Raw genomic sequence first — 13,875 nt, forward strand, 5'->3', positions numbered from 1 at the left:
AGCTTTTATTTTATTAAGTCGAGATAGCGCTGATTGACTATCCCGACTCGGTTGATATTAGCTACAAAATAATAATCAGTTCGTACTCTCCACCGTCCAGCGCTACCCGTAATCCATCTGGTTGAGAGGAGATAGGCGAGCCATTCAGTATCGCAGAACTGATCCCCTGACAGCGCTGAGCCGGGCTTTCAACACGAATGGCATAGCGCGTGTTGGCAAGGTTAACAGTCGCTTCAAAACCCTGCCAACTGGCTGGAATACAAGGATTAATGACTAACTCTTTTCCTTCTCGCCGAATCCCCAGAATGCCTTCAATACCGGCACGATGCATCCAGCCTGCGGAGCCGGTATACCACGTCCAACCACCACGCCCAACGTGAGGTGCGACAGAATAAACATCGGCAGCGACCACATAAGGTTCAACTTTGTAACGCTCAATTCCCGCCGGGGTATTCCCATGATTTATCGGATTAAGTAATGCAAACAAATCACGGGCTTTATCCCCTTCCCCTAACTCGGCAAAAGCAAAAATCACCCACATCGCAGCGTGACTATATTGGCCACCATTTTCCCGTAACCCCGGTGGATAACCTTTAATGTAACCGGGGTCGTCAGAGGTTTTATCGAACGGTGGGGTGAACAACAAGGCCATGCCATCGTTAGGACGAATAAGATGATGTTCGAGCGAGGCCATCGCCTGCACTGCCCGCTGCGGATCTGCCGCTCCAGATAACACCGCCCATGATTGGGCGATAGAATCTATGCGGCACTCTTCGCACTCTTTGGCCCCCAACCAACTGCCGTTATCAAAGGTGGCGCGTCTATACCACTCACCATCCCACGCTTCCCGCTCCAATGCCGAGATTAAGCCAGTAAGATGGTGTTGCCATTGGCTGGCCCGCTGCGGATCACGCTCTTTTACCAGCGGAATAAACATTTTCAGCGTTGCCACCAGCAACCAACCTAGCCAAACACTTTCGCCTTTTCCTTCCTCACCAACCCGGTTCATCCCATCATTCCAGTCACCCGTTCCCATCAATGGCAGACCCAGCTCTCCCGTCAGTTCAATACATTGATCCAAACCTTTGGCGCAGTGTTCAAACAGTGAGGCGGTTTCTTGCGCCACCAATGGCTGGAAAAAGGCATCGTGTTCGCCCGGATGCAATATCGGCCCTTCGAGGAAGGGTACAATTTCATCCAGTACCGCGCCGTCACCACTGGCAAGAATATAAGTGGCTGTCGCATAAGAGAGCCATACCCGATCATCAGAGATTCGGGTGCGCACTCCCTGCCCTGAATGTGGCAACCACCAGTGCTGGACATCGCCTTCAATAAATTGTCGCCCGGCCGCACGTAGCAGATGGTGACGAGTTGTCTCCGGCAGAGCAAAGGTAAGCGCCATACCATCTTGTAGTTGGTCACGGAATCCATAAGCGCCACTGGCTTGATAAAACGCCGATCGTGCCCAGACTCGGCATGCCAGTGTTTGATACAGCAGCCAACCATTGAGCATGATATCCATTTGCCTGTCCGGCGTTTTCACTTGAACCGCCTCCAACACCGTACGCCAGTATTCAATGACTTCAGTCAGTACGGCATCCAGATTGGCAGCGCGGTAGCGCATAATTAACGCCTGCGCGTCACTCACAGAAGGGCACTGCCCCATAAACCAAACCACTTCAACCTGCTCACCGGCGGCCAGTTCAATGGTCTGCTGCAGCGCACTACAGGGATCGAATCCCGCCCCTGTAACACCAGATAGTGGTATTTTTGCCAGCAGCGAAAATGGGGCAGCACTATTGCCATAATGGCCGAGGAACTCGCTGCGGTCAGCGGTCCAACGACTCTGCTGCCCATTAAGGTCGGAAAAAGAAATTCTACCGGGGAAAGCGGTACTCCACGGATTACGCGCCAACATCGCGCCGGTTGTCTCATCTATTTCGGTGATAATAAATGGCCCGGTGGCACCACGCGATGTCGCCAATACCCACTCGGCATAGGCCGTTACTGAGATACGCCGTGGTGTATCTGACATATTATGTAAGGTCAGGCGAGATATTTTGATCGGGTCAGCCAACGGCACATATTGCAGCAGCGCCATACCAATACCATTAGCCTGATGCTCAAATCGGCTATAACCACGGCCATGTCGAGCAATGTAAGTGCCACCATCACGGATAGGCTGTGCCGTCGGGCTCCACAGTTGGCCGGAATCTTCATCGCGTAGATAGAGGCATTCACCAGATGAATCGATAATTGGATCATTTAACCAAGGCGTTATCTGGTTTTCCCGACTGTTTTCAGCCCAGGTATAACCACTGCCGCTCGCGGAAACCTGGAAACCAAATGTCTGATTGGCAATAACATTAATCCAGGGTGCCGGTGTATTTTCCCCGTCATTGAGGCAGGTGACATATTCACGCCCCTGTTGAGCAAAGCCGCCCAGTCCATTAAAGAATTCTAAATTATCCGGTTGCGGTAATAATGTTTTCGCTAGCGGCAATTGTGCTGTCATCGGTGAATTGGCTGATTTAACCAGAGAAAAACCTGATTTTTTATCTTGATCAATCAATCGTTTATCAGATGTGAATGATTTTTTAGCGGACGGAACCCCCTTTTTATCCTGCGTGAATAATAGATGATTCAGTTGATTGCCCAATGTGCCATAACGGGCTGAGAGCACCACTCGCGCGACAGAGCGCAATAATGCGCGTGTTTCGGCACTCATCAGATCAGCTCGCAAAGCATATGCAGAACCCTGGCGAAGTTCATCGCCAAAACGAGGGCGCGATTGGCTACTGCGCACCGCAGTTTCAATGGCGATTTGCAGATCCTGTACATACGAAGAGGCTCGCTCGTTGATGATAACCAGATCAACAGCCAGACGTTTCATGCGCCAGTATTCATGAGCGCGCAATAATTGTCGCACTTGCTCAATGTCTTCGATATCTTCAATACGCAGTAAGACTATCGGTAAATCGCCAGAGATTGATTGCGACCACAACATTGACTGGATTCCCGCGCCCCGCATGATAGTTGTGGACGGCGAGCGGAAGCGAGCATCGGCATACAAAATCGGCGCAGCCAGTTGCTGAAAATCAGCAGCTTCTTCCGCTTTAATTTCCAGATGGCGCAATTGCACCTGAGCCTGAGTCCAGGCCAGCGTTTTAGCACGATCATACGCGCTACGGTCACGGTGTTTATCCACCATATCCAGCAAATCTTCTTTTGAAGAGGCGATCAGTGTCCAGAAAGAGACCGTGATAGTCTTACCGGCCGGAATCAGTAAGCTTTGGCGCAACGAGAATATCGGATCGAGCACTGTCCCAACCGTATTTGACAGCGCCCCCCCTGCTTGTAGTGCTGTTGAGGTGGCAACCCGATTACCACGGCCAATAAATTTTGCCCGGTCCGATTCATATTGCAATGCAGACATCGGCAAGCCATCAGCCACCGCAAAATGCGCCGCCCAGACCTGAGGCTCTTGCGCCGTCCGAGGCCGACGAGTGGCAATTAAGGCCCCCAGCTCCGGTAAGAACTCGGTCACGACAAACATTTTGGCGAATGCCGGATGAGCATTGTCGGCCGAGGCTGCCGCAAGCACGACTTCAGCATAAGAGGTCAGTTCAATCTCGCGAGCACGGCGACCGGTGTTCAGCAACGAAACGCGACGAACTTCACCATCATCTTCGCTGGAAATCAGTACATTCATGCTGCTGGTGAGTGTGCCATCACGACAGATAAACTCAGCATGATCCTCAGCAAAAATCACCTCGCGATGCGCATTATCACTAGCAGCCAACTGTGCCCCAGCCGACCAACTGCGACCACTGCGTAAATCGCGCAGGAAAATGAAGGAACCGTAATCATCACAGGTAGCATCTTCTCGCCAGCGGGTGACGGCAACATCCAACCAGCGGCTATAGCCGGCCCCCGCGGTGGTCAACATCACAGCATAACGCCCGTTGGATAATAGATGAGTGACCGGCGGCCCGATAACCGGTGAAGACAGGCGGCGCACTGTGGGCAGCGCGCTGTCCGCCACCGCTGATAGCAACACTTCTTCGGTACGTGGGTAGGCAATGGCCACATTGCGCGGCATGCGCTCTTGTAGCAATAACTCACAGGCCTGAATCATCGGTTCATGATGGAAGCGATTACGCATCCGGCCCTGCTGCAAGGTATTGGCGATAGCCACAATGGTCATCCCCTGATGGTGCGCCATATAGTTGCGCACAATCGCCACCGGCTGGTTTTCCGGCAATCGGGAGCGCGTAAAGTCTAACGCTTCATAAAAACCATAACGCCCCAGTGCCCCCATATCGGCCAGCCGCTCATAGTTTTGCAATGCGCCGTGAGGGTCAATCATGGTAGCCAACCCCGTCGCATAAGGCGCGATAACGGTATTTTCTGATAAACCGCGTTTTAACCCAAGCCCTGGCACACCAAAATTAGAATATTGATAGGTAAACTCGATATCGCGCGCACTGTATGCCGACTCAGATATCCCCCACGGGATATTCAAGCTACGCCCATAAGCCTGTTGCCGTTCAACCACCAATTGATTGGTTTGTTCTAATAAGCTCCCTGCGGGTGCCCGCATCACTAATGACGGCATCAAATATTCGAACATCGAACCTGACCATGAAATCAGCGCCGCACCTTTGCCGATTGGGGTGGCAGCCCGCCCTAAACGGAACCAATGCCGCGTCGGCACATCCCCTTTGGCGATAGCGAACAAACTGGCAAGTCGCGCTTCAGAAGCCAGTAAGTCATAGCAACTCGGGTCAAGGCTGTTATCCACCAGCGAATAGCCGATAGACAGTAACTTGCGTTCGGGATCGAGTAGGAAAGCAAAATCCATCGCCAGCGCCATATGACGAGCTTCGGCTGCTAATTTGAGCAATCGGTCATTGACCTGTTCCTGCATCTCTTGGGTCAATTGTTGATCATATTCATGTTCTGCGGCAGCAACAATCAGCGCCTCAATCCAATAACTCAAATCAATAAAGGCATGATCATCGATTGGGCGAGCGACACCGTGCACCATCGCAGTGGCTTTCGCCAACAAAGGTTTCAACGCCAGCGGTAACATTTCAGCTTCGCCAACATCTTTTAAATCCAGGCGAATTTGTTCCAGGACAGCCCAGAGTTTACGTTTAAAATCAACATCACCCGGCGGGAGTTGCCTAAACGAAGCTTCAGCCAGCAACAGGTTATCCATCAACCCCTTGGCCCCGTTGGCTGCTAAGGGTTCTGCGGCCCACTCTTCACAGGTATTGGCCAGTACAATCAAATGCCCGGCCAGATTTCCACTGTCAACGGAGGAAACATAAGCCGGTTCCAGTGCGCGCAGATCTTGCGTCCCATACCAGTTAAAGAAATGCCCACGGAAACGCGCCAATTTATGAAAGGTTTCAAAAGTGGTTTCCAGCCGTACCAAAGTGCGATACGTCCCCGCCCAACCAAAATCACGGGCCACCACAGTTGAGAGCAAATACAGGCCCATATTCGTCGGGGATGTGCGGTGTGCCACCACCGGTTTTGGGTCCTCCTGAAAATTATCAGGCGGCAGCATATTCTCATCAGGCGTGACAAAAGTTTCGAAGAAACGCCAGGTACGGCGGGCGATCAGCCGCAGCTCGGGAATATCTTCCCCAGTCATCGGTTTATGCGATACCACCTGATGGGCGCGACTGGACCACAATGCAATGGCAGGGGCAAACAGCCAAAATAGCGCAAAAGGCAAAATCAACGGCCAGGCGGCGGGAGAGACAATCAGTGCAATGGCGACCATCAGCAAACCGAATAATGTACCACCAGCCATATGGCGATAAAAACCGGCTAAACCGGGGCGCGGCTTGCCTGCGGATTGGGCCGCCGTCGTCCACTCCAATAAGTTCCGATGTGTTATAAACAGGCGAATCAGTGTGCGCCCAATAGCATCTGCCATTTGCCAGGCATGGTCAGCCAAAAAGACCAACGAAAGTAATATCTGGCTACCGGCGCGTTTGGCATCATCTAATAAAGAGCGTAAATGGTTACTAAGTCGAGTATTTTGAGATGGCCATAATGAGAACAAAATCGGCAATAAAGAGGGCAAGGCAGCCAACACTATCACCACTAGCACGCCAACCCATGCCGCTGGCATGGGGAGCATCCAACTGCCACCCAGCAACAACAGGGTAAAAGGGGCAACCAGTGAACGGCGCAGGTTATCAACCATCTTCCAACGCCCCAGCAGCGGGATACTTTGATTGTTTTTACTCTGTTTTATAATTGATGGTTTGATAATGGATGGTTTGATAATCCAGGGCAGTAACTGCCAATCGCCCCGCGTCCAGCGGTGTTGGCGCTTGCTAACGACGTCATAGCGTGCCGGTGACTCTTCAACCACTTCAATATCTGAAGCTAAGCCTGCACGGGCAAAAACCCCCTCAAACAGATCATGGCTGAGTAAGGTATTGTCCGGCACCCTACCTGCCAGTGAGGCTTCAAACGCATCAACATCATAAATGCCTTTGCCGGTGTAAGAGCCTTCACCAAACATATCCTGATAAACATCTGAAACTGCAGCGGCATAAGGGTCGATACCGCCAGGGCCGGAAAAGGCCCATTGATACAATGAACCGCCCTTTCCCATTGGTAATGCCAGTGTCACTCGCGGTTGAAGAATGCCATAGCCATCAACAACCCGTTGTTGATCAACACTAAAGCGTGGCCGATTAAGTGGATGTGCCATTTTACCGATTAAACGCAGCGCCGCATCACGCGGAAGGCGGGTATCAGCATCCAGCGTAATCACATAACGAACCCCTGCGGGCACCTGCGGTTCACCAGCCGCAGTGGCAATAAATGAGGTATCTGTTGCTCCGCGTAACAGGCGGTTAAGCTCATGCAACTTGCCCCGCTTGCGCTCCCAGCCCATCCAGCGGTTTTCACTTTCATTAAATATGCGCTGACGATAAAGCAACAGGAAACGCGGGCCAGCCGGACCGGGGCCATATTGTTGATTTAGTCGGGCAATAGCTTCGTCAGCCAAAGCCAATAGTGGGCCATCACTCGGCAATACCTGCGTATCAGCATCAACCCCATCGAGCAGCAGAGCAAAAGTCAGCGAGCCGGTAGTACCCGACAAATGATGGACTTCCAGTTGCTCAATTTGCTCCAGTAAATCAGCTTTACTGGTCAACAATGTGGGCACCGCCACTAAGGTTCGCAACTCATCGGGGACACCACTGGTCAGTTCCAGCCCTGGCAAAATCGTGGCACCAAAGCTCCAGGTAATGATGCGGTTAACCAACGCAGTTGCCACTTCAGTCGCCGGAATAAACCCGACTAAGGCAAATATCACCAACCATCCGACTGCCAAACCTGGGAAAGAGAGCGCCCATAATGCCAATGCCAGCAATCCCACCGTAACCAGTAAAATCGCCCCTATGTAACCGCCGACACCCAGACTGATACTCAGGCGGCTGAACCATAATCGCATTGAAGGGCTGAATCGGATCTGATTCTCTAATTCACGACGCCCTGCCCCAATTAAGTGATAACCGGGATCACGGCAGCGATCGACATTTTCCGGTTCTGCGGTGGTTACCGCATTCTGCGCCGCTTGTAAGGCAAAGTTGGCAATCTCCAGTTCAGTGTAAGTCGAGCCACGGCATAATTGTTCTATGGCGCTGCGATACAGGTTGCGGGTTTGAAAATCCATACTGGCAAAGGCGCTTCCTTGCCGTAAACATTCATCTACCAGACTGACACTCTCAAATAAATCAGCCCAATCAATATCCGAAATCATCCGCATACTGGTAATCACATTTCGCACTGAAACATTAGACGCCCCCTGACGTAATTGGGCATGCTGAACCACTTCGCTGATCGTGACTCCTTGTAACTTCAGGCGGTCTTCCAGCCATCCCAGTGCTGGTGTGGTGCGCGGATCTTGATCGCGCAGCCGTTTTGCCAGCTGAGATGCAAATTGTTCAGATAATGGCTCCGTTGAACGCATCGCAATATCGGACTCTAGCGCTAAGCGGCTATCCCCTGCTGCCAATAACCGATTTGCCAATGCTTCGGCGTCTGCACGCGCTTTGCGCCCTTGCGTAATCTGGTCGGCAAGGCGGCGTAAGTTCTCTATCAGCACAATACGCAGTGTAATCGCGACCGCCCATAGCTCACCGATAGTCAGCGGTTGAACACGCTGATAGGCCATAATAAAACGGCACAATACCTCGGGGTCCAAATGGCTATCGGTATGTGCGACAAAGGCCCAGGTAATACCCAATACCCGCGGGTAACCAGCAAATGGCCCATCAGCCAGTTTGGGCAATTGGCGGTAATAGCCCGGCGGTAAATCGTCGCGAATCTCGCGGATCTGTTCTTCAACCAGATGATAATTATCCAGCAACCACTCAGCCGCAGGGACTACCGCACGACCTTTTTCTAACTCTGCGGCACTGGCCCGATATGCCGCCAGCAAGATATTGGCATTATCATCCAGCCGCGCATGCAAAGTAGACACCCGGGGTGGATGGAGTGTTATCGACTGAGCTTTAGCAAGGCTTTCAGCATGTTGCTCCAACCGTTCGACACTGAATAACTCGTCCCTGACCGGCGCTAAATCATGCCAAGGTGTGACTGTAGTTCGTGATCCCAAAATGGATCTTTGCCCAAGAATAGTCTTTAGAAATGATTTCATAGGTACCTTTCTGGTCGGGTGCTCATACAGTCTTATGGCAATCTGTACAATAAAAAATCGGGGCGAGCCGCATGGTCTTGAACAGAAAAAACCCTTACAGGCAGAATGCTGTCAAAGATGCTGAGTGAAGGTAGAAAGCAAAAGACTGATACATACAAACAAACAGTCAAAAAAGAGGCGAGTAAAGGCTGACGTTATGCATAAATATGCGGCAGCGGTAAAGCTGAATAGTATTAACTATAGCCCAAAGAAAGAAATACGGATCAGAGCATAAAATAAATTAAATAAAACAAGTTGTTATAAACATAACCAGAGAGGAAATTGTCAGACCTGCTGTCTGGATACAATTACACAGGCAGCAGGTATTTCAGAAATTAAATGCTATCCTGGAATTTTCGCGCCTTGGCCGTTTGCTGTTTTTCCAGTTCAAAAATAGCCCGTTGCAATCCCTTTTCCTGAATGGGGCTTAAACGAGAGAATTTAAAACTCAGGCGCTGCACGGTAAGGGTTTCACCTTTGTTATTCACCACTTGTTTATCGATGGCTCGGATAAACTGTAAGTCCAATTTAAAAATACCAAAACCACATAAATCAACTGACACGTCACGCAGAATGCCACAGTTTTGGACCGGGAACTCACTGCCTTTCACGGCATACACCCCCATCCCGCCCAACGAAACATCAGCCAGTGTGTATGAGAATTTACTGCCGTCGACAAATTTCCCGGTGCAATAATAGGCGGGCCATTGAGGTATGTTGACCCGGAAATATTCCCGACGTTGAATAAAGTAAAGACTGTCAGGAATGGAAGTACTGAAAGCAGGCAAAGATAAATATTGAATTTCTTTCAGCGGGCTGCAGGTAAATTCAATTTTTGCGCCTGTCGGCTCGGCAATGATTGTCAGTTGGCTGGCTGCAAGTGCAGCAATGTTCTCATGAGCTACACTGCCAAAATCAAAAATAAATTGATTCGTCTCAGGAACGACATCCAGAATACGGCTAATAAATTGCCCACGAGCATGAACTATCATCACTGCGGTATCATTCTTCTTTAAGTCACGAAGAATTGCACAGATCGCTAATTTATTGGTTTTTACAAAATTCTCTTTAGACGTTTCGCTCACCAGCCATCCCCATCTTTAATTTATTGCTCTGGCTACCCAGATTATTATTAATAAGCATATAAATATCAGACATCGTTATCGGCATATTTTGGCGAAACTTTAGTTATTATCTTACAAAGTAAAACGTAAGTCTCTGGTGTTGGCCACACCGTTACAGCCTAAATAGACCGTAACGGTATTTTGTCAGAGCTAATTCAAGGTCCAGTAGGATTTATTCGCTTCAATTAAATCATCTAAAATCAGCTTCGCGACTTTCGCACTGGGAATAGTTTTGGACAATGTCAGTGCTTGCCACAATTTTTGGTAGGACTTTTCAATCCACGCATCTACCACCAATTTTTCTACCGCATGTTGCTGATATAAAAGGCCGCGCTGGAAAGTCGGAATATCACCAATAGCCAATGGCTCTACCCCCTCAGCCCCAACCAGACAAGGCACTTCCACCATCGCATCATTATCAAAATTACTGATAGCGCCTTTATTAGGCACAATCAATAACATGCGACGTTTAGTATTAAACGCAATAGCTTGTGCCAGATCGACGATATAAGACGCATGTTCATCAATTTTGAGTTGGGTATTGACAGCGCTCCCCTCTGCAATAATTTTGCGGCACTCATCAAACACGAACTTTTCCCGGCCTTCCATCACTTCATTAGCTCGGGAATGATCAGGTGAGGTATGCGCTACCATATCGTCGCCGTACAAATAATATTGCAAATAGGTATTTGGGAAGCTGCTGGGGTCTAGTGCAAAACTATCCCGAGCTTTTGCAAAAGTTTCATTCCAGCTGATCTCTTCTTTACCCTCACCTTGCTCATCAGCATAACCATATTGTCTTACGTGTTCGGCCAATTTCGGCATTAAGTCTTCGCCAGTGGCTTTATCACGTACCGAGCTCCACCAGCCAAAATGGTTGAGTCCGTAATAGCGAGTTTCTAAATCTGCCGCAGAAGGATAGTGCAGTATTTTAGCCATTGCCTCTTCAATACTGATAGGCATATCGCAAATATGATAAATGCGAGCCTTGGGCCGTAAACGGCGCGTCGCCTCAGCAACAATAGCGGCCGGATTAGAGTAATTTAACATCCAGGCATTTGGAGAATATTCTGTCATATAATCAAGAATCTCCAGCACCCCACTAATAGAACGCATACCATAGGCTATTCCCCCCGCGCCACAAGTCTCCTGCCCAACACAGCCATATTTCATTGGAATTTTTTCGTCTTTTTCACGCATCGGAAGTTTGCCTTGCCGAATATGTGCCATCACGAAATCAACTCCGCTAAAAGCTGATTTGGGGTCGGTGGTATAGGAAAACTTTATTTCGCTTGATTGCTCACGCAGAATAATTTCACAGGCTTTGGCGATAATCTCCTGCCGTGGGCCATCATTGTCATACAGTTTTATTTCCGAAATAGGAAAACGATGTAAATTATCCAGCAGCATAAGAATAATGCCATGTGTATACGTTGAACCACCACCAGCAATCAAAATGGATGACTTTTTCATCTAAAAACTCCTTAATTCATCAACTCAGCAAACTGTTCATAAATATGCGTCACATTGTTGCCAACAATCACCTGCACATCATTGCCATTTTTATAAACCTCAATCGCGGAATAGGCTTTGAATGCAGTGCTGGGCTGAACCCGGCTAATGTCCTTTACCACTAATCTCAAACGAGTAAAGCAGTGGGTATAACTCGCAATATTATCTTTCCCACCTGCGGCTTCTAAATAAGCACTGGCACGCTGTTGGAACTCATTACCCTGATTTTCGCCTTTCTGTTTATAATCTTGTTTTGAATAAAGTTTGAGATCGCTATCTTCACGCCCTAAGGTTTTGAAATTAAATTTTAGAATCAAAATACGGAATATCAGGAAATAGATACCACTGAAAATAAGGCCAACAATAATTTGCGTAATCATGACATTGGCGTGGTTACTGAACATCGGTATCCAGTTTTGTGTTGCCCACTCAAGTATTCCAGAACCAAAGTTCCCCACCACACCCAGGCTATACATCACCACGGTCATGGTGGCAGAAAGCATGGCATGGACTACAAATAACGCCGGAGCAATAAACAGGAAGGTAAAGTCCAGCGGCTCAGTAATGCCGATAAACATACTGGTAATGGTTGCTGGGATCAGTAACCCCGCTACCTTGGCTTTATTTTCTGGTTTTGCCGTACTGTATATTGCCAACGCCATTCCCAAACCACCAAATACCGCCCCATTGCCCTGCATGGCAAAACCGCCAGCTGGGAATAGCTGTTTTAAAGGTTCAGTCGATTGGCTAAATTCTTGCAAATGGGTTAGCCAATACAGTGTAGTACCACCAGGTACAGCGACATCAGTATATTGGAAAGGACTATAAACAAAGTGATGCAGGCCCGTAGGCAATAAGATTTTTTCCAGGAAGATATAACACCAGATACCAAAATTACCGGCATGTAAAATGAAACCTTGCAATGAAATCATGCCTAACTGCACTTTTGGCCACAGCATTAATGTTATAAAGGCCAGCGGTAGCATGACAATAAAACCAAGAATATTAACGAAGGCTGCGCCCTGGAAGATGCTGATATAGTCAGGTAATTCAGTTGAGTAATAGCGGTTATGTATCCAGGTCACCAGGCTGCCACACAGAATTGCACCAATCACACTGGTATCCAGCGTTTTAATTCCACCAATCATCGCCAGACCACTGGTGCCGCCGGTCTCTTGTGCGAAATTAACCCCCCAATGTGCTCCCCAGACTTCACACATTGCCCCAAGGAAAGCATTAAAGGTCAGATAAGTAATTAATGAGACTAAACAGGCAGAGGCTGGTGCTTTATTTGCTAATTTAATAGGTAAGCCAACAGCAAATAACAATCCCATATTGTTGAATACCGTCCAGCCACCGGATTCAATAATTTTCAATAGTTGGAAAAATAGACCATCTGGGCTGGCAAAGGTTGGATTTTGTAGTACCAAAGATAGACCGACTATCATCCCGGCAAAAGGGAAGAGTAGCACCGCACCAAGCATTGCCCCGCCAAACCGATTAAACGAACTTAACATGACCGCTTCCCTCTCGAGTATAAACAGTCATCACTCTATGGAATCGGCAGGTTATGATTTGGCGATTGATAAAAATATGTGATCACGATTGCATTAAATCGTCAGTCACACTTGTATATTATTTCCTTCAAAGTTAGACATTTAAGCCATTTTTTATACCGACAAAATTTTATCGGCTATTTATCAATTAGTTGAAAATACATTCGTGATGAGCATCTCCACCAAAATAGGTATGAAAATGGTATATAAAAATCTAGTCACTAATATTCGAAAGCTAATAAATCATCAGGATGTTTCCGTGGGTGATTGCTTACCCTCTGAAATTCAATTAGCTGAACGTTTCGGCGCGTCACGAATGACGGTCAGAAAGGCATTAGATGTTTTAATTCAGGATGGCTTATTAGAACGTCAGCAAGGTCGGGGCACCTTTATTATCGGGAAAGACCTTAAACACGATAATAATCATCTGAACAGCTTTACTGAACACATGAAAATGCTTGGCAAAACACCCCATACGGAAGTATCTGAATTCAAAATCATCAGAGCTCCGCAGGCTATTGCCAGCCAATTAAATATCCAACAAGATGACAAAACATATTATATCAAGCGATTACGCTATGCCGATAAACAGATCATTCAGATAGAAGAAAGTTACTTACCTGTGACTCTGATGCCGGATTTAACCTACCACCATCTTGAATCATCAAAGTATGACTTTATTGAAAAACAGGCTAATTACCAAATTGAAGGTTGTCGGCAAACCTTTTTACCGATTGTTGCCAGTCAGGAATTCGCTTTACAGCTTCATTGTGATCCGCGTACGTTATTGCTGCAACTATTGGCGGTATCGAATACCACGGATGGGGTGATTGTAGATTTCTCAGTCATTACCTTTAACCCGGTTGATTATAAAATCAGTTATTATCTTAAACGCCATCCACTGGATTAAACTTAAAAATAAAGCGACATTGGCGGATGCCAA

General features: G+C 48.2%; 5 protein-coding genes. 1 reads left to right on the top strand and 4 read right to left on the bottom strand.

The window, feature by feature from the left end; translation table 11 throughout:
* Nucleotides 1-61: 61 nt before the first annotated feature.
* From FTB31_RS15485 to FTB31_RS15500, 4 genes are all read right to left on the bottom strand, one after another.
* Nucleotides 62-8,701, bottom strand: a complete 8,640-nt coding sequence (locus FTB31_RS15485) for a GH36-type glycosyl hydrolase domain-containing protein (protein WP_227731530.1) — start codon at nucleotides 8,699-8,701, stop codon at nucleotides 62-64.
* A 374-nt stretch (nucleotides 8,702-9,075) separates the two neighbouring features.
* Nucleotides 9,076-9,825, bottom strand: coding sequence for a flagellar brake protein (locus FTB31_RS15490; protein ID WP_050077299.1), 750 nt, complete (start codon nucleotides 9,823-9,825; stop codon nucleotides 9,076-9,078).
* Nucleotides 9,826-10,014: 189 nt separating this feature from the next.
* The gene (locus FTB31_RS15495; RefSeq protein ID WP_050077298.1) at nucleotides 10,015-11,337 is read right to left on the bottom strand and encodes a 6-phospho-alpha-glucosidase; all 1,323 of its coding nucleotides are present in this window, start codon (nucleotides 11,335-11,337) and stop codon (nucleotides 10,015-10,017) included.
* Nucleotides 11,338-11,348: 11 nt separating this feature from the next.
* Complete coding sequence (locus tag FTB31_RS15500; RefSeq protein WP_077174560.1) at nucleotides 11,349-12,893, bottom strand: alpha-glucoside-specific PTS transporter subunit IIBC; 1,545 nt, start codon at nucleotides 12,891-12,893, stop codon at nucleotides 11,349-11,351.
* A 238-nt stretch (nucleotides 12,894-13,131) separates the two neighbouring features.
* Between FTB31_RS15500 and FTB31_RS15505 the strand changes: the two genes are divergently transcribed.
* On the top strand, nucleotides 13,132-13,842 hold the full coding sequence (locus FTB31_RS15505; RefSeq protein ID WP_019081347.1) for a GntR family transcriptional regulator: 711 nt from the start codon (nucleotides 13,132-13,134) through the stop codon (nucleotides 13,840-13,842).
* Nucleotides 13,843-13,875 lie beyond the last annotated feature (33 nt).

Source organism: Yersinia proxima, assembly GCF_902170785.1.
Taxonomy (GTDB): domain Bacteria; phylum Pseudomonadota; class Gammaproteobacteria; order Enterobacterales; family Enterobacteriaceae; genus Yersinia; species Yersinia proxima.

What these genes read in the sequence shown, in the direction of transcription:
- FTB31_RS15485 (WP_227731530.1), bottom strand. Translation starts at nt 8,701, where the DNA reads ATGAAATCATTTCTAAAGACTATTCTTGGGCAAAGATCCATTTTGGGA.
- FTB31_RS15495 (WP_050077298.1), bottom strand. Translation starts at nt 11,337, where the DNA reads ATGAAAAAGTCATCCATTTTGATTGCTGGTGGTGGTTCAACGTATACA.
- FTB31_RS15500 (WP_077174560.1), bottom strand. Translation starts at nt 12,893, where the DNA reads ATGTTAAGTTCGTTTAATCGGTTTGGCGGGGCAATGCTTGGTGCGGTG.
- FTB31_RS15505 (WP_019081347.1), top strand. Translation starts at nt 13,132, where the DNA reads ATGGTATATAAAAATCTAGTCACTAATATTCGAAAGCTAATAAATCAT.